The organism is Sandaracinus amylolyticus (assembly GCF_000737325.1).
GTDB classification, from domain to species: Bacteria; Myxococcota_A; Polyangia; order Polyangiales; family Sandaracinaceae; genus Sandaracinus; species Sandaracinus amylolyticus.
The window spans coordinates 7,886,581-7,903,717 of the sequence record NZ_CP011125.1 but is presented as its reverse complement, the minus strand read 5'-3'; the positions used below and the strand labels follow the sequence as shown (position 1 = coordinate 7,903,717).

The window sequence follows — 17,137 nt, the reverse complement described above, 5'->3', positions numbered from 1 at the left end:
GGCCTCCCGTGCTCAGCGCACTCCGAGCGCGGCGAGGCGCTCGAGCGCGAGGGCGTTCTTCACCGCGCGGCCCTCGGGGTCGGGACGTGCATCCTGCAGCGCATCGAGCAGGTCGCGCGCGACCTGCGGCCAGCCGAAGCCGCGGATGCGCGCGAGCCCGGCGATTCGCAAGCGCTCCGCGAGCTCCGGGTCGCGATAGAGGCGCTCGATGCCCGCCACGATCGCCGCCGGGTCTCGGCGCGGTACGACGATCGCGGTCTCCTCGTGGATCGCGTAGTCGATCGTGCCCGCGTCGGTGCAGACGAGTGGTGTCCCGGACGCCATGGCCTCGGCGGCCGGGTTCGACCAACCGCCGTCCTCCTCGGCGCAGACCATCACGTCCATGTCCCAGAAGAATTCGCGGACGCGTTCCTTCTGCAGCGCGCCGTGGAACACCACGGGGAACTTCACGTCGAGGTGCAGCGGCCCTTGGTCGAACGCGTGCAGCTCGAGCGGCACGCCTCGAGCGTGGAGGCTCTCGCACGCTTCGAGGGTGTCCTCGAAGCGTTTGCTCGGTTTGCGCCTCCCGGGATACGCGCCGATCTTGAGTCGCGGGCCGCGCGGACGGCGCTGCGGCGGAGGACGGAACGTCTCGAGGTCGACGCCGCCGGGCACCACCGTGGGCGCGTACCCGACGTACTGTGCCGCGGAGTAGGAGGAGTTCGCGATGATCACGTCGGGATTCACCGCGGCGATCTGCGCGTGATTGAGCGGGCTGCGACCCCAGCCGTTCAGGAGGTAGACCGCCATCACCTTCGCGCGGAAGAGCGGCATCGTCAGCATCACGCCCCCGAACGCGTCGCCGCAGAGGACGACGTCCCACTCCTGATCGATCACCTCGGAGTAGAGCTTCACCTCGACATCGGGGTAGTCGGAGCGCGTTCCGGCGACCTGGGTCTCGCGGTTCTCGGGCTGTGCGATGACGAAGCGCACGCCGAGCTTCGCGAACTGTCGCGCGAGCTCGAAGAAGCGATTCACTCCGCCGAACACCTTCGTGTGCGGCAGCAGAGCGACGATCGCCTGCACGGGTGCCTGGTGCTGCGCCACGAGCTCGCGCCGTTTGTCGCGCACGCGCTGCACGTGCTCGAACTGCAGTCGGCGCGAGCGCAGCTCGACCACGGCGGCCTCGACGCGATCGACGTCGAGCTGGTCGATCGGCGCGAAGGACTCTCGTAGCGAGGGATTCGTGTAGTCCAGCTGTTCCAACGAGTAGCAGCCGGTGAGCGCGAGCTCGAAGCCGAGGCACGCGAGCCCGAGACGCAGCTCGCGGCGCAGCTGGAAGTGATCCCAGGTCTTCTCGAGATACGCGAGCTGCTCCTCGGCGCGCGCCGCGTGGTAACGAGCGCTCGAGAGCTGGAGCGTCTTGAGGCCGCGGTGGACGCCGAAGTGGAAGGCCTGGAACGGCGACGGATTCGGAGCGTGCACCGCGTCGCGCAGGAAGGTCGGCCAGACGACGAGACGCTTGCGGCTAGGCACTTGCGTGTGATCGGTGAAGAGCGAGTCCTGCCGTTCGTTGCTCCACTCGACCGTCTTCCGATACGCGTTGATTCCCTGGATCGGACCGCCGGAGAAGAAGTCGAGGATCGCGACCGAGAGCAGATCGATTCCCGGGTTCGCCTGGAACACGCGGACGATGCGCTCCACGAAATCCGGGGACGTCAGCACCATGTCTGCGTCGACCTTGATCAGCAGATCGCAGTCGCTCCGCTGGAACGCCGTCATCAGGGTCGCGACGGATTCCTTCTTCCCGAGGCCCGAGAAGATCTCGTGCTTCATGCGGGAATAGCGCTGTTTGCGTACCGACTCGACGCACTGTTCGAATTCGTTCTCGTCACTGTGCAGCGTGCCGACCATCACGCGCAGGGGAGGGGCGTCTCGGAGGCCGCCGTACGGCACACCTTCGGTCGACGTCCACTCGCGATAGAGCGTCTTGGCGAACACCCGAAGTGCGGAGCTCGAGAGGCGCAATCGCTCCTCGGGGCTCGCGATCACCGCCGGAACTTGCTCCTGACCTCCGACGAGCGATGCGAGCTGGCGCTCCAACGCCGCACGCTGCTCGCGCTCGCGCGCCAGAACGTCTCGCAGATCGTCGAGCGCCCGCTGCGCACGAGCCCGCTCCGCCTCCGCGTGCTCGAGTCGTCCGGCCGATTGACGCGCACGCACCTCGAGATGCCTCGCGGCAGCGCGCGCGCGTCCGAGCTCGGCTGCGAGCTCGGACGCGACTCCTGAGCCGTGATCCGGTCGTGCTGCCTCGTTCGCGCGCCGCATCAGGAGCAGCGGGTCCTTCGCGAGCAGCCCGAAGGGATCGTCGTCGTCGACCAGGGGCCAACGACGCTCGCGGAACGCCTCGTGCAAATCGAGCTGCGCCCGCGTGAGCTGTGCGTCCGACGTGCGCTCGGGCTCGTCGCGCGCGGTGGTGCCGATCTCGTCGAGCGAGGCGAGCGTGGTGCCGCGCGCTCCCAGGAACTCGTGCAGCGCGCGAGCCACGCCGAGCGGGTCGCGACGGAGGTCGTCGTGTCGCACCAGCAGGCGCGCGGCCCCACGAGAGTGGTGGAGCGCGCTCAGCATCGAGAGCTGCCACATCGCGAGCCCGGCGCTGAGCGGGACTCCTTCCTCGCGGCGCAGCGTGTCGGCGGCCGCGAAGGGATGGCGATGCAGGACGACGTACGCCGGGCTGTCTGCGACGGAGTGCCATACCGGCAGCGTCAGGCACAGCCGGGGGTCGTGGAACACGACGAGCGGCGAGCGCGGCAGTGCGCGGCGCGCTCGGTCCACCAGCTCGCTCGGCGGATTCGCGATCGTGTCCGCGAGACCATCGGGGTCGCTCCACTCGCGAACGCCGTCGGCGGCGCCGAGCAGCGCCTCGTCGACCTCCCTCGAGGGCGACTTCTCCACTCGACACCCGAGCAGGCGCAGCACGTGCGCGAGCTCGCCACCACCGCCTCCGCGGGCTGCCAGAACGATGATCATGCTTGCTCCAATCCCATCACAGCAGCCGGGAGAGCTTGCGTGCGATCTCGAATCGCGAGTGCGCGAAGAAGAGCTTCGGGTCGCGGCGGAGCTTCGCGAGCCTGCGACTCGCGAGCTCGAGCACGGCAGGCTCGAGGAGCTTGGGAGCGGCGCCGGCGAGCGCGCGCGCGAACGGAGTCGCCGGCTGGCTGCCGCCGGGCTTCTTCGCGGTGCTCGGGTCGCGACCGAGCGTGTGGGCGACATCGGCGCGCAGCGGCTCGGACATGGCGCGCCGCCGCGCCGCCGCGAGCTGCGCGGCGAGATCGTCCAGCGTGCGCTCGCGCTCAGCGACGCGCGCATTCGCGGCCGCGAGACGCTCGTTCGCCGTCGTGAGCTCGGCGATCCGGGTGTGCGCGTCGCGAAGCGCGGCTTCGAGGCTGGTCGCGCGCGTCTCGATGCTGTCCCTCGCCGCCTCCTCCTCGATCACGCGTAGCGCGTTCCGCTGGGCGCGCTCCAGTGCTTCCGCGAGCTCGCGCTCCGTGCGCTCGAGCGCGCGGCGCTGCTCTGCGAGGCGTCCGATGAGCTCGGCGCGCTCCGCCGCGCGACGGTCGCTCTTCGCGTGGAGCGCGGCGAGCTCGAGCTGCGCGTCGACGCGCGCCTGCTCGAGCTCGTCGAGGAGCGCGCGGATCGACGGCGGCGTCGCGAGCTCGCGAAGCAAGGAGGACAGCGCGTCGTTGCCTACGACACGGCGCGGATCGACGAGGATGGCGAGACCGTGGAACCCCGGCACGAACACGAGGTCGAGCGGGTGCGCGGTCTGCGCGCGGAACTCGTCGAGCGCGACGCGTAGTCCGTTCTTCCCGGTGCCGAGCTCCGGCTTCTCGGGCGACACGCCGCTGGTGTCGCGCACGATGGTGATCGGGAACGGCGCGGTGCCGGCCAGGCGCGCGAGCAGGCGCAGCGCGTGGAAGATCCCGTTCCAATCCGGATCGTGTCCGATGAGCACGAGATCCGGCGCTGCGTCGAGCGTGGCGATCTCGTCGAGCGAGAGCCCTTCGCGCGCGCGAACGCGGTCTCCGGCGCTCGCGCGCAGCTCGCTCGCCACTCCGCCGCTCGATTCGCCCACGAGCTCGAGCGAGCGCAGCGGCTCTCCCGCGCTCTCGAGGAGGAGCGCGGCCCCGGACGCTCCGGGCGCGGCGATCTCGACGATCGATCGCGGTGCGACGGCGCGGGTGAGCGCGCGCAGCAGTGCATCGTGGCGGACAGGCGGCGGCGTTCGTTCGTCTCGCATGAAAAGCCTCTCTCGGGATCAGGAACGGCGAATCGGTCCGACGCGCGACGAGGGCGGTCGCGCGCTCGACCAGAGTGTTCGGATGGCCCAGAGGCGGGCAGTGCGCAGAGACGCCCCCGGATCTTCGCGGAGCTTGCGGAGCTCGCGCCGCAGCGCGCCCCAGCGAGTGCGATCTTCGGCGAGCGCGTGCTCACGCGCGGCGCGCATCGCCGACGCCGACATCGCGGGTAGGACCGCACCGCGATCTCGAACCGTTGCGATCACGCGCTCCCAGAAGCCCGCGCTGTCGGCGAGCAGAGGAGGAATCGAGTGTGCCAGTCGAGCGTCCCGCATCGGGGCTGCAACCGTCGCCCACCGATCGATCGGAGAGCCCGGCGCGGAGGCGAGCACGGGTCTTCGCAGCCGCCACGCGTCGTACACGAGGGGGCCGCTCTCGCCGATGACCGCGGTCGCGGCGCCCAGGAGCGGCGCGACGACACGACTCTGGAGCGGCCACTGCACGACGTGAGCGGGCAGGGCGGGGCGGCGGCGGGGCACCACCGCGTGCCACTGCCAAGCGCGGTCCTCCTCGTGGGGAATCGCACCATCCGCGGGATCTTCGATCAGCGCCCAGCGGCGCGTCGGGTCCGGTGAGCCACGCAGCGGGTGCGCGATGAGCGGGGCGAGACAGCGCTCCCACGGCGACCAACCGTCGCCGCCCTCCCAGGCAAGCGCCGACGCGCCGAGGCGGGTGGCCTCTCGCGCGGCGTCGTCGTCGTCGACAGGTCGGTCGAGCGTGAGCGTCGGTCGCACGCGCGAGCCGCGCAGCACGTCGAGCTCGGCGCCGCGATCGGTCACGATCGCGAACGGCACACGCGCGATGCGCGCCCGCACCGCCGCAGCGAAACGATCGTCGCCCTCGACTCGCACGCGGACCGCGTTCATGCGGCGACGCTCCGGAGTGATCGAACGACGTGCTGGAGCGCGCGCCAACCGCGGTCTGCGCCACCACGCTCGTCGGCGAATCTCATGCAAGACTCGCTCGCTCGCATGCGCGCATCATCGTCGCGCCACCGCGTCAGCGCCGTCGCCCAGTCGTCGGCAGTGGTCGCGTGCACGAGCCCTTCGCAGTCGAGCTCGGGACGCGCGCATGACGGCGACGCGACCGTGGGGCAACCGAACGCCGCCGCCTCGAGGAACTTGATCGGGGACTTGCAGCGGTTGAAGCGCGTCTCGGCGCGCGGCCAGAGGTTGACCCACGCGCTGGCGAGCAATCGCGGGAGGTGATCGAAGGGCACCGCCGGAATGCGCCGTACCCGGGACGACGGAAATCCGCTCGCGTCCCACGCGAGGTTGCCGACGATCTCGAGCTCCGTGTCGTCGTGGGCGCGCATCCACTCGGCGAGCCCGCTCGCGATCGCCGCGAAGCTCGCATCGTGCGTGGGCGACCCCGGGAAGAACCGCATGACGCGGCTGTCTCCCGGCCACCAGCGCGGATACAGCGCGCGTCCTTGCTCGATCCACGCGGGCGAGAGCCCGTTCGGTACGACGAAGACCGGGGCCCCGGGGCACGCTGCGCGAAGCTCGCCCGCGAGCTCGTCGGTCGCCGCGGTGTAGCCATCGAACGCAGGCAACATCGATGCGTACGCGCGATGCGCTCGCTCCATCCATTCGCGCGTGAGCCCACCGCTCTGCACTTCGGGCCGCTCCTCGGCCGAGCCCGCGAACAGAAGATCGTCGTAGTCGGCGATGCGCGTCACCCCGAGCCGCTGCGCGGACGCGAGCGCGCGGAGCACGTGCCGCGTGGGATACGGGCGGACGACGACCAGCGCATCGGTCGACTCGAGCGCCCGCGCGGGGAGCGCCTCCGCGATTACCACGTTCACGCGGTGCCCGACCTCGGCGAGATTGCCGATGCGATAACGACAGGACGCGACCGCCTTCGCGCGCGCGAGCGCCGAGTACCAGAAGAGCACGCGAGTCTCTCCGTTGCTTCGCGCGGTACGAGACGGCGGGCGCAGCCGAGAGGCGACGGTGTGGAGCAGCGTGAACATCGACGCTCGGGCTCGGTCAGACTTGCGGCCAGACGAGGGCGAAGAGCTTGAAATAGAGCGGGTACGTCACCGGCCGCGTCATGTCGGTGATCGTCCACGGCCACGCGCGGTAGACGCGATATCGCCAGTGCGAGCCCGGCAGCGAGCTCGCGATCGCGTCTGCTAGCGTCTCCGGCGTGAAAGCCTGTTTGTGCGAGTGAGGAGAGCTGCGCGACGCCAGCTGATCGGGGTAGTGGTCGGGGAGGAAGCGCAGGTGTTCGTATCCGACGGCTGCGCGTCGTCCCGTCCAGTACTCGCAATTCGGCGTGCTCAGGACGAACAGCTTGTGAGTACGCCGGAGGTATTCCGAGAGGAACGGGATCGTATCCGCAGCCTCGAGGTGCTCGACGATCTCGAGCGCGACCCCGATGTCGCCTTCGGCGCTCTTCCCTTCGGGACTGAACGGGTGCCTCACGTCCACGTCCTCCGCGATCAGGGCGCTGCGGATGGCATCGTCGAGCTCGAGCCCGACGTAACGTCGAGGAGCGTCGAACAGCTCGGATTTCCCGACCCACTTGTCGAGCCGCGTCCGCCCGCAGCCGATGTCGAGGCACGAGTCGAACCGGAGCTCGTGCGCGACGCAGTGATCGCGGACGAGAGCGTGCACCGTTCGCTGGTCACGGACTCCGAACGTGGGATGTCCGGTGGTCGACTCGCTCATCTCTCCGCTCCGTGCGCTAGCTCCACGTGCGCGCTGCGGGTCGCACGCCACGCCACGCCGCTCCCCTTCGTTCGACCGCGCAGCCGCACGTAGAAGTTCCCGTTGAGCTGGTTCTCCCAGAGCAGCCAGCGCCGGAAGCTCTCGTAGAGCTCGCGATCGAACGTGCCCGGATCGCGGAAGAACTCGCCGAGCGAGCCCTGGAACGTCAGCCCCGGCATGTCGTAGACGGCCGTCCCCGTCACCTTCACCGGCGCGCCGTGGTGGAACGCCTGGAGCGCAGTCGTGCTGTTGATCGCGATGCACCCGCGCGTGTGCTTGAGCATCGTCGGCAGGTGGAGGTCGTGCACGTAGATCAGCCGATCCCCGAGCCCGTGCTCGCGACGCAGCCGCTCCATGAGCGCGCCGTACTCGCGGAACGGGCGGTCCATCGGGTGATGTTTGAGCACCAACGAATCGCGCGGGTCGGCGTGCCGCGCGAACTCGCGCACGACCTCCTCGACGAAGTCGGTCACGTCGCGGTAGCGCGAGTGCATCAGCTGGAAGTCGAAGTGCACCTGCAGCGCGACGAGGAAGAAGCGCCCCGAGAGCGGCCCCGCGATGCGCTCGAGCAGGTGTGCCTCGCGCTGCAGATACCACTGCTTGCGTGCCGCGCCGCGCACCCACGCGAACGCCTGCTTGAACGCGTTGAGCTCGTGGTGGTGTCGGTAGTGCGGGAACCGATGGTTCCCGAAGGTGCACGTCAGCGCGTTGACGGTGTGGTACCAGGCCGCGCGCCCGAAGCTGTCGCCGACGGGCGCGGCGACGGGCGGCTCGGGCAGCCGCGCGCGTCGGTACACGTCGGGATCGCGCGGGAGGTTCGAGTACCCGTTGACTCCGTCGCGCTCGAGCGTGATCCAGTCGGGTCGCAGGTAGCCTTCCTCGAACACCCACAGCGCGAGGCTGCGCTCGCGCGCGATCTCGCGCGCCACGCGATGATGTGCCCGGCAATCTCCGAACACGAAGATCGCGTCGACCGCGCGCTCGTCGATCACGCGCCCGAGGAAGCCGCGCAGCTCGGCGAGCTGGCCCCGGAACGTGATCGCGTCGGGCCCTCGATAAAAGAGCTCGTCGCCCGCGTGGAAGTTGATCTTCGTGGTGCGGATCCCCGCCGCGCGCAGATCTTCTCCGAAGCGCCGGAAGAAGGGCCCGGCCGGGCCCTGCATCAGCAGCGCGCTCTCGAAGCCCAGCGCGCGCAGCGCGTCGACGTTGCTCGGCTCGGCCTTCGTCGTCGGTCGTCCGAGCAGCGTACGCGCGAGGTTCGCCGCCTTCCCGAGCTCGCGCCGCGCCCACGCGCTCTTGCTCGGCGCGGGCTCTCTGGCGCGCGCGTCGAGCAGCTCGTCGACGACGCGCTCGGGCGTCGTGAGGCGATTGCTCGCGGCGCTCACGTAGCGCGGATAGCGGAGCAGCGTCGCGGCGACGAGCTCGTCGAGCGTGCGGCGGCGCGTGCGGCGAGGGTGCGGATGGCGATCCTCGGTGAGCCCCCAGCCCGCGTAGAACGGCTGTCCGTACACGACGACGCGCAGCCCGCGCAGCAGCGCCTCGAATCCGACGAGCGAGGTCATCGTGTGCACCTCGTCGGCGACCGCGAGGCAGTCCGCGAGCGTCGCGTCCTCGACGATCTCGTCGGCCCACGCGCTCGCGCGCGCGGGATCGACCGCGCCCGCACGATTGCCGCGCACCACGTCGGGGTGCGGCTTCCAGATGACGTACGCGTCGGGGCGCGCCGACCGCGCCTCGCGCAGCAGCGCCTCGTTGCTGCGCACGTCGATGCATCCCAGCCTGATCGACGCGTCGTCCTCGACTTGGCCGACCACCAGCACGACGCGCCGCTCGCCGCGCTCGCGCGGGCCGACGTGCGTGCGCGCGCCCACGTTGTACTTGCTGATCCCCGCGCGCACGATGCGCGCGCGGAGGTCGCGCGCGCGCTCGAGCTCGTCGTGATCGAAGTCCGCCGTCTCGAGGATCGTCTCGAGCGCGCTCGGCGAGCGCGGGTCGAAGTAGATGCCCCGGTCGTCGAAGACGAGCGACGCCGGCGCGTTCAGGTCGCTCCCGAGGCCCACCGAGCGCAGGAATCCGTCCTCCACGCGCACCAGCGGCACACCGCGCCGATCGGCGAGCGCGCGCACGTCGTCGTTCGCGCGGCTGCCCCAGATCACGATTCGTGATCGATCGTTCAACAACGACTCGGCAGCGCGCGCATCGCTCGCGAAGTCGACACGCGTCATCGGCGCGCCCACGAAGCGCGGCGCGAACGCGCGACGCCACGGCGAGAACCCGACGCACACGAGGTGCTCGCCGCTCTCCTGCGCGGTGCGTCGCTGCAGCGCGAGGTGCTCGGCGACGCGCTCGTGCTCGCAAGGCGCCCCGGTCTCGGGATCGACGTAGCGCGCGTAGTGGAGGTACGCCTCCGCGAAGACGTGCTCGATCGTGCGCGACGCGCCGCGACGATCGGGCACCGGCGCGCGATCGTCGGTGAGCCCCCAGCCCGCGTAGAAAGGCACGCCGAAGCACGTGACGCGCTTGCCCGCGATCAGCGCCTCGAGGCCGAGCTGCGACGTCGCGACGTAGACGCGATCGACCTCGTCGAGCAGCGCCATCGCGCTCGAGGGCTCGCCGAAGAGGCGCACCCGGGGATCGCGCGGGATCGACGCGAAATTCGCGTTCTTCTTCCCGAGCACGACGTCGGGGTGCGTCTTCACCACGATCTCGGCGTCGGGGTTCTCGTCGAGCGCGGCCTCGAGCATCCGATCGAACGCGCGCGGCACGCACATCCCGAGCGAGATCGAGAGATCGCCCGCGGTCTGATCGACGACCAGTACGCGCGGCCGGGTGCGCTCACCCAGCGTGCGCGAAGGCGCGTCGTTGTACTTCGACAGATGCTCGCGGCGCATGAACGCCATCGCGCGCCGCGCGCGGTCGAGCGTCGTCTCGGGCAGCGCGTCGATGCGCGCGAGGCGCTGCTCGATCTCGCTCGGCTGCGTCGCGTCGTAGTGGATGCCGACCGCGTCGATCACGATCGAGAGTGGCGGATCGCCCGTCACGCCGGGCGAGAACGAGCGCAGGAATCCGTCCTCGAGCGCGAAGAACGGCACGCCGTGCTCGGCCGCGTAGCGGCGCGCGGGCTCGGTGTTCGGCTTCCGTCCCCAGCCCACCACCGCGTCGACGCGTGCGCGCGACGAAGGCCAGAGCACGACATCGTCGGCGCCGAGCAGCGCGCGGATGTGCGGGATGCGCGCGATGCCGCGCGACCACACGCCCACGCGCCCGAGCCTTCGCGTCTCGCTCGTCACGACGCCATCGCCCGTCGCACGCGCTCGAGATCCTCGGGCGTGTCGACGCCGTGCTGCGGCGCCTCGTCGAGCACGCTCACGTGGATGCCGATGCCGAGCTCGAGCGCGCGAAGCTGCTCGAGCGACTCCGCGCGCTCGTACGTCGCGACGGGCGCTTCGGACAGCGCGCGCAGCGTGCCCGCGCGATACGCATAGAGCCCGAGGTGGCGCAGATAGGGCACGCCCGCGGGCAGTGCACTCGGCGCGCCAGCGGCGAACGCATCACGCGCGAACGGGATCGGCGCGCGGCTGAAGTACAGCGCGTAGCCGCTGCGATCGAGCACGACCTTCACGACCTGCGGCGCGAGCACCTCGCGCACCTCGTGGATCGGCGTGGCGAACGTCGCGATCCCGGCGCGCGCATTCGACGCGAGCGCGCCCGCCAAGCGACCGGGCAGCGTGATCGGAACGAGCGGCTCGTCGCCCTGCAGGTTCACCACGATCGCGTCGTCGCCCCAGCCGCGACGGCGCGCGACCTCGGCGAGGCGGTCGGTGCCGGTCGCGTGATCGGGCGACGTCATCATCGCGATCCCGCCCGCGCGCTCGATCACCTCGGCGATGCGCGCGTCGTCGGTCGCGACGAGCGCCTCGACCGCGCCCGACGCGACCGCTTTCTCCCAGACGTGCACCACCAGCGGCTTGCCCGCGATCTCGGCGAGCGCCTTCGCAGGCAGTCGGCTCGACGAATAACGCGCGGGGACGACCACACGGAACGGCTCGCTCATCGTCGCAACAGCTCCTCGCACGCCGCGCGCAGCCGACCTCGTGCGTCGAGCAGCGCGTCGCACACCTCGCGCACCGCGCCGCGCCCACCGCGCTCGCGCGTGACCCATGCGGCTGCCTCGCGCACGAGCGGGTGCGCGTCCGCGACCGCGATGCCCACGCCCGCCGCGCGCATCGCCGGCAGATCGAGCACGTCGTCGCCCACGAACGCGATCGATGCGAGCGGCACGCCGAGCGTCGCGGCGAGCTCTGCGATCGCGACGCCCTTGTCCTCGCGGCCGTCGAGCAGGTGCGCGACCTTCAGATCGGCGAGCCGACGCACCAACATCGGCGAGCGCTTCGCGGTGATCACCGCGACCGCGATCCCTTCGTTCTGCACGAGGCGCATCCCCATGCCGTCGCGCACGTGGAAGGTCTTGAGCACCTCGCCGTCCGCGCCGTACGTCAGCGATCCGTCGGTGAGCACTCCGTCGACGTCGAGCGCGAGCGCGCGCACCGCCGCGAGCTTCTCGCGCAGCGCGACGCCGTCGAGCGTCACAGCCCCTCGGCGTAGGGCCGCGACTTCACCACACGATCGATCTCGACGAGCGCGCCGAGCAGCTCCTCCATGCGACCGAGCGGCCACATGTTCGGCCCGTCGCTCAGCGCGACGCTCGGATCGGGGTGCGTCTCCATGAACACGCCCGCGACGCCCGACGCGACCGCCGCGCGCGCGAGCACTGGCACGAACTGCGACTGACCGCCCGAGCTCGTGCCCTGACCGCCCGGCTGCTGCACCGAGTGCGTCGCGTCGAACACGACCGGGCACTTCGTCTCGCGCATGATCGCGAGGCTGCGCATGTCCGAGACGAGCGTGTTGTATCCGAACGACACGCCGCGCTCGCACACCATCACCTGCGAGTTGCCCTCGGCGCGGAACTTCTCGACGACGTTCTTCATGTCCCAGGGCGCGAGGAACTGGCCCTTCTTCACGTTCACCGGCTTGCCGGCGCGCGCGACCCTTTGAATGAAGCCCGTCTGCCGCACGAGGAACGCGGGCGTCTGCAGCACGTCGACGACCGACGCGACCTCGTCCATCGGCGTGTCCTCGTGCACGTCGGTGAGCACCGGGACGCCGACGCGCGCACGCACCTCTTCGAGCACCGCGAGCCCCTGCTCCATGCCCGGCCCGCGGAACGCGGTGCCCGACGTGCGGTTCGCCTTGTCGAAGCTCGCCTTGAAGACGTAGGGCACGCCGAGCTTCGTCGTGATCGCCTTCATCGCCTCGGCGACCTCGAGACAGAGCTCGCGGCTCTCGACGACGCAGGGCCCCGCGATCACGAAGAGCGGGAGACGATTGCCGATCTCGAACCCAGCCAGCCTCATCCCACTTCTCCGATCACAGCCCGGTCCGGATCACGACCGAGGCCGCGACCGCGAGCTGATAGATGACCTGCGCGAGATCGATCCCGTTCTGGAGCCACTTGTCGTCGACGTTCGGCGGGATGATCACTTCGTCGCCCGGCTGCAGGCGGATGTCGCCTCCGCCGATCTCGATCTCCGCGTTCGCGCGACGCACGATGATGTGCCCGCGGTTCGCGCGATCCGTGTAGCCGCCCACCATGCGCACGTAGTCGTCGACGCGCAGATCGGGCCGGAACATCACGGCCTGCGACATCATCACCTCGCCGACGATGCGCACGACGTTCGTGTGCGGCGGGATGACGATCACGTCGCCGTCCTCGAGGATCACGTTCACCTGCCGGCCCGCGGTCGACGTCACGACGATGCCGTGCGGCTGCGCTCGTCGTGCCTGGGCCACGAACGTGCGCATCATCTCCGCCTCTTGACGACGAATCGCGGCCTCGCCCTGGGTGTCGCTCTGCGCGAGGAGCACGGCGCGCTCGAGCCGATCGAGGCTCTCCTGCAGCGACTGTCGCTGCTGCGCCTGCACGCTGCGGCGACGGAGCGACACCGCGCCGACGTTCGCGAGCTCGGGATCGACGGGGACGTAGTTCAGCAGATCGAGCAGCCGCGTGCCGCGCGCGACCGCGAACTCACCGTGTCCGAGGAACTCGCCTTGGACCCGCACCACGATGAAGTCCGCCTGCAGGTCCCGGCGAAACGTGACGATGTCCCCGTCGCGCAGTCGTACATCGCCGAAGCTCGAGACCGCGAAGGTGCGCGCGGTGGGAAGCCCTTCGCGCGCGCCGCGCACCGTGACGGAGTCGACCCGCGCACCCGGCGCGATCACCTCGAGCACGTCCGCGCCGGTCGAGTCGCCGTCGCCCTCGAGCTCGACGAGCACTGGCTCGAGCTCGTGCGGCTGCACCTCGATCACCGGTCCGCGACGCCCGACGAGCACGACGTCTCCGTCCTCGAACTGCGGCGTGGTCAGCTGACCACGCAACAAGAAGTCGTAGAGATCGAGCTCGGCGATCGGCTGTCCTCCGCGCAGCACCGTGATGCGCCGATAGCTGCCCGCCTCGGGCTCGATCCCGCCCGCCTGGTCGAGGAACACGAGCACCGAGTCCGACGGGATGCCCGCATACCGCCCCGGCCGTCTCACGCCGCCCGTCACGAACACCGCAACCGGGCTCGCGTTGAGCAGGTTCGTGTAGACGTCGAACGAGCCGCGATAGAGGCGCTGCATCGCGGCGCGCACCGTCGGCGTGAGCTCGTCGTTGCGCACGCCCGCGACGCGCACCGGACCGACGCCCGGGAGGAAAAGGTTCCCTTGCGTGTCAACGGTGAGGATCTCGCTGACCGTGACCGCTCCCCAGGCGCTCACCATCACGCGATCACCCGGAAGCACGCGGTAGTCGGGGTTCAGCCCGCTCTCGCGTTGCGCGGCGTAGCTCCCGGTGAAGAGCGACGACCCGAAGGGTTGCGGCCGAGTTGCGGCGGGGACTGGCGGGACCGTCGTCGGCGCGGTCGCCGGAGCGGCCTGATCCGCGAGGCCCGGAGGCGGCGCTTCCTGAGCCGCTACGGGCAACGGCGCAGCGAGGACCGAGACGAGTAGGAGCGAGGAGATCGATCGTCGGACGAACATGATGATTGGGGCTCAAACGTTCGCGTGCTCGCGCACGGACGCGATGACGAGCGTGCCGATCCCGAGCAGCGCGAAGCTCACGACCAGCACGGTGAGCACCTCGCGCCACAGCACCGGATGCGCAGGCGCCTCGGGCAGCGAGGGGCCGGCGATGCGCACCACGTATCGATGCTGGCGTGCAGAGTCGACGCGAGCGACCTCGAGCGACGCGAGCGCGGCCTCGTGCAGACGCTCGGCGAGCTCCTTCTCGACGAAGATCGGCTCGAACCGCGCGATCGTGGCGCTCAGACCTTCGCCGCTGCCCGCCAGGCGCTGCGTCTGCTCGTCGATCTGGTGCTGCAGCGCGGCGACGCGGCGGCGCTGCTCCACGACCTGCGGTGCGTCGCGTTGAAGCGTGGCCGTCAGCGTGGCGAGCTCGGCGCGCGCGATCGCGAGCTCTCCCTCGAGATGGCTGCGGATGCCGAGCACCGCGGTCGCCGACGCCTGCGGGTTGAGCTCGGCGCCCTGGGCCTGCGCCTCGAGCAGCGCGGTGCGCGCGGTGGTCAGGCGCTCCGTCGCAGCCGTGACCTGCTCCTGCGCGAGCCGCATGCGATCGGCGCGCGCGCGCTCGCTGAGACGATTCACCATCTCTTCGCTCGCCTCGAGGATCGCCTGGCCGAACGCCTCGGCTTGCTGCGGAGAGAACGCGCGCACGCGGAGCGTGATCGTGCCCGCGTGATCGTCGAGCTCGACCGCGATGTGATCGAGGTAGTAGCGGTGGACGTCGTCGATCGGCGCGTCGGCGCTCAGGCGCGAGAGCCAGTCGCGATCGGAGCTCGAGTAGTGCTCGCGATAGCCGTGGTCGCGCGCGAGCCGATCGACCATGTCGCGCGACTCGATGTATTCCCCGACCACCATCGTGTCGCGCGAGGAGGATCCGGGGACGCTCGCGATCAGCGCCTGTAGCGGGGACGCCGCCGCGGGCGTGTCGGCCGACTGGATCGTGAACGACGTGACGGACTCGAACTGCGGCGACGCGATCGCGCCGAAGTAGATCCCTGCGATCAACGTCGGCACGCCGACCCCGAGCGAGAGGCGCGTCGTGAGACGGCGCGCGCGCAGCTTCCGGAGGACGCGGACCGTCTCGGCGCGCGCCTCGCCGCTGACCTGCGCCGTCACGCGGCCAACCTCCGGTACTCCTTCTCGGCGGTCTTCACGTCGTCGAACATCTCGATGCGGCCGGCGTCGAGGAGCACGAAGCGCGAGCAGTAGTCCGCGATCGTCGCGATGCTGTGGGACACCATGATGACCGAGCTCTTGGCCCGGCGCTCCGCGAACGCTTGGCGGCACTTCTCCTGGAACGGCTTGTCGCCCACCGCCGTGACCTCGTCGACGAGATACATTTCGAAGTCGATCGCCATCGAGAGCCCGAACGCGATGCGCGCACGCATGCCGGACGAGTACGTGCGGACGGGCATGTCGAAGTAGTCGCCGATCTCGGCGAACACGCGCGTGCGCTCGACGACCTCGTCGACGTCGGCATCGTAGATCTTCGCGACGAACCTGCAGTTCTCGGCGCCCGACAGCGAACCGGCGAAGCCGCCGCTGAACCCGATCGGCCACGAGATGCGCCCGCGGCGGATCACCTGCCCTGCGTCCGGCTGCTCGGCGCCACCGAGGATCCGCAGGAGCGTCGACTTCCCGGCGCCGTTCCGCCCGAGGATGCCGATGTTCTCCGTGTGGTTGAACGCGAGCGAGATGCGATCGAGCACGACGTGCGCACCGCGGTGGGTCCGGTACGCCTTCGTGACGTCGCGCAGCTCCATCACTGCGGGCCGCTCGTTCGCCGCGGACACGGTGCTCGACGACATCACGTCACCTCGATCCGGTGTCGCACCGAGCGCTCGAGCGTCAGCGCGAAGAAGCTGAGCGCGAGGATCCACGCCAGCACGTATCCGACGCTCTCGTATCCATCGCGGTAACCGCGGAACCACCCGCCGCGCACGATCTCCACGCAGTGGAAGATCGGGTTCCACAGGAGGAGCTCGCGGACGCGGAGTGGGAGCATGTGCGCCGTGAAGAACAGCCCCGAGGTCCAGAAGAGCGGTCGCATGAGGGGCCCCTTCATGCGCTCGATGGTCGGGAACACGAGCTGGAGCCCGCAGAGCAGCAGTCCGAGCGACCCGCCGAGCGCGGTCGCGAGCACCAGCCCGAGGGCAACGTAGAGAGGCGAGGCGAGCTCGAGCTCCCCGCGCACGATCGCGTTCCCGCCGAGGATGACCGCGAAGACCACGACGTACGTCGCGAGCTCCAGCGCGACGCGCGCGAACACGAGATCGAGCGTCTGGACCTGCGGGTAGAAGAGCAGCGCGCGGTTCGCGGAGATCGCCTGGCTCGCGCGCTCCTGCGTCTTGATCACGAGCTCGTAGGTCACGATCCCCGTGGTGAGGAACCCGACAACGTCGAGGTTCTCGGGCGTGCGGCGGTTGAGCAGGACGAAGGCCCCGTAGAACGTGAGCACCCAGAAGAGCGGCTCGGCGAGGGCCCAGAGATAGCCGAGCGCGTGGCCGCCGAAGCGCGTGCGCGTCTCGCGCGTCGCGAGTGCTCCGATCACGCGGAGCTGGACGCGCGCGCCGCGGAGCAGCGGGCTCACGGCGTGCCTGCCGTCGCAGCGAAGGGATCGTCGCCGCCGAACACGTCGGGCACGAACACCCAACCCGCGGCGCTCTCGCACGCGAGCCTCGTGCGAGCGCCCTGCTCGACGACCGGCGCGCAGCGTCTTCCGCTCGCGGTCGCGTAGGCTGCGCGCGGGACGAACACCCGACCCCCGACCTCGAGCGGCTGGTCCGCGGCGCTCTCGGGCAGGCGCGCGAGGAGCTCGCGATCGGCGTCGTCGGCCGGCAGGACGCCGGGTCGGAGCGATGCCTCGTGGTAGACGTCCTCGTCGCGGACGGGCGCACCGCCGCATGCTGCCAGCGCGAGAGCAACGCCCAGGACGGCGGCGTGGCGACGAGCCAGCAGCAT

General features: G+C 70.5%; 14 protein-coding genes. All 14 read right to left on the bottom strand.

Features of this window, described 5'->3' with window-relative positions; translation table 11 throughout:
- Nucleotides 1-12: 12 nt before the first annotated feature.
- Complete coding sequence (locus tag DB32_RS33330; RefSeq protein WP_157069687.1) at nt 13-3,009, bottom strand: glycosyltransferase; 2,997 nt, start codon at nt 3,007-3,009, stop codon at nt 13-15.
- A gap of 16 nt (nt 3,010-3,025) precedes the next feature.
- The gene (locus DB32_RS33325; RefSeq protein ID WP_053236696.1) at nt 3,026-4,279 is read right to left on the bottom strand and encodes an O-methyltransferase; all 1,254 of its coding nucleotides are present in this window, start codon (nt 4,277-4,279) and stop codon (nt 3,026-3,028) included.
- An 18-nt stretch (nt 4,280-4,297) separates the two neighbouring features.
- Nucleotides 4,298-5,203 (bottom strand): hypothetical protein, encoded by a 906-nt coding sequence (locus DB32_RS33320; RefSeq protein WP_053236695.1) that lies wholly within the window; start codon nt 5,201-5,203, stop codon nt 4,298-4,300.
- Nucleotides 5,200-6,234: a glycosyltransferase family protein gene (locus DB32_RS33315; protein ID WP_053236694.1), complete on the bottom strand. Its 1,035-nt coding sequence runs from the start codon at nt 6,232-6,234 to the stop codon at nt 5,200-5,202. Before DB32_RS33315 ends, DB32_RS33320 begins: the two co-directional genes overlap by 4 nt.
- A 94-nt stretch (nt 6,235-6,328) precedes the next feature.
- The gene (locus tag DB32_RS33310; RefSeq protein WP_157069686.1) at nt 6,329-6,958 is read right to left on the bottom strand and encodes a hypothetical protein; all 630 of its coding nucleotides are present in this window, start codon (nt 6,956-6,958) and stop codon (nt 6,329-6,331) included.
- 50 nt (nt 6,959-7,008) lie between these two features.
- Nucleotides 7,009-10,341: a capsular polysaccharide export protein, LipB/KpsS family gene (locus DB32_RS33305; RefSeq protein WP_053236692.1), complete on the bottom strand. Its 3,333-nt coding sequence runs from the start codon at nt 10,339-10,341 to the stop codon at nt 7,009-7,011.
- The gene (kdsB, locus tag DB32_RS33300) at nt 10,338-11,105 is read right to left on the bottom strand and encodes a 3-deoxy-manno-octulosonate cytidylyltransferase (protein WP_053236691.1); all 768 of its coding nucleotides are present in this window, start codon (nt 11,103-11,105) and stop codon (nt 10,338-10,340) included. Before kdsB ends, DB32_RS33305 begins: the two co-directional genes overlap by 4 nt.
- Nucleotides 11,102-11,641, bottom strand: a complete 540-nt coding sequence (locus tag DB32_RS33295; RefSeq protein ID WP_053236690.1) for a KdsC family phosphatase — start codon at nt 11,639-11,641, stop codon at nt 11,102-11,104. Before DB32_RS33295 ends, kdsB begins: the two co-directional genes overlap by 4 nt.
- Nucleotides 11,638-12,468, bottom strand: a complete 831-nt coding sequence (kdsA, locus tag DB32_RS33290) for a 3-deoxy-8-phosphooctulonate synthase (protein ID WP_053236689.1) — start codon at nt 12,466-12,468, stop codon at nt 11,638-11,640. The genes DB32_RS33295 and kdsA overlap by 4 nt, the downstream gene beginning before the upstream one ends.
- A gap of 13 nt (nt 12,469-12,481) precedes the next feature.
- Nucleotides 12,482-14,134 carry a polysaccharide biosynthesis/export family protein gene (locus tag DB32_RS33285; RefSeq protein ID WP_083458108.1) on the bottom strand — a complete coding sequence of 551 codons (1,653 nt, stop codon included), beginning with the start codon at nt 14,132-14,134 and terminating at the stop codon, nt 12,482-12,484.
- 12 nt (nt 14,135-14,146) lie between these two features.
- The gene (locus DB32_RS33280; RefSeq protein ID WP_053236687.1) at nt 14,147-15,292 is read right to left on the bottom strand and encodes a KpsE/RkpR family capsule polysaccharide export protein; all 1,146 of its coding nucleotides are present in this window, start codon (nt 15,290-15,292) and stop codon (nt 14,147-14,149) included.
- Nucleotides 15,289-15,984 carry an ABC transporter ATP-binding protein gene (locus DB32_RS33275; protein WP_240481279.1) on the bottom strand — a complete coding sequence of 232 codons (696 nt, stop codon included), beginning with the start codon at nt 15,982-15,984 and terminating at the stop codon, nt 15,289-15,291. The genes DB32_RS33280 and DB32_RS33275 overlap by 4 nt, the downstream gene beginning before the upstream one ends.
- Entirely contained in the window at nt 15,984-16,766 is a 783-nt protein-coding gene (locus DB32_RS33270; protein ID WP_053236686.1) for an ABC transporter permease, read from the bottom strand. Before DB32_RS33270 ends, DB32_RS33275 begins: the two co-directional genes overlap by 1 nt.
- Nucleotides 16,763-17,137: a hypothetical protein gene (locus DB32_RS48700; RefSeq protein ID WP_169791639.1), complete on the bottom strand. Its 375-nt coding sequence runs from the start codon at nt 17,135-17,137 to the stop codon at nt 16,763-16,765. Before DB32_RS48700 ends, DB32_RS33270 begins: the two co-directional genes overlap by 4 nt.

Excerpts from the sequence above, each read along its gene's own strand:
- DB32_RS33285 (WP_083458108.1), bottom strand. The coding sequence starts at position 14,134 with ATGTTCGTCCGACGATCGATCTCCTCGCTCCTACTCGTCTCGGTCCTC.
- DB32_RS33330 (WP_157069687.1), bottom strand. The coding sequence starts at position 3,009 with ATGATCATCGTTCTGGCAGCCCGCGGAGGCGGTGGTGGCGAGCTCGCG.
- kdsA (WP_053236689.1), bottom strand. The coding sequence starts at position 12,468 with ATGAGGCTGGCTGGGTTCGAGATCGGCAATCGTCTCCCGCTCTTCGTG.
- DB32_RS33325 (WP_053236696.1), bottom strand. The coding sequence starts at position 4,279 with ATGCGAGACGAACGAACGCCGCCGCCTGTCCGCCACGATGCACTGCTG.
- DB32_RS33320 (WP_053236695.1), bottom strand. The coding sequence starts at position 5,203 with ATGAACGCGGTCCGCGTGCGAGTCGAGGGCGACGATCGTTTCGCTGCG.
- DB32_RS48700 (WP_169791639.1), bottom strand. The coding sequence starts at position 17,137 with ATGCTGCTGGCTCGTCGCCACGCCGCCGTCCTGGGCGTTGCTCTCGCG.
- kdsB (WP_053236691.1), bottom strand. The coding sequence starts at position 11,105 with ATGAGCGAGCCGTTCCGTGTGGTCGTCCCCGCGCGTTATTCGTCGAGC.
- DB32_RS33275 (WP_240481279.1), bottom strand. The coding sequence starts at position 15,984 with ATGTCGTCGAGCACCGTGTCCGCGGCGAACGAGCGGCCCGCAGTGATG.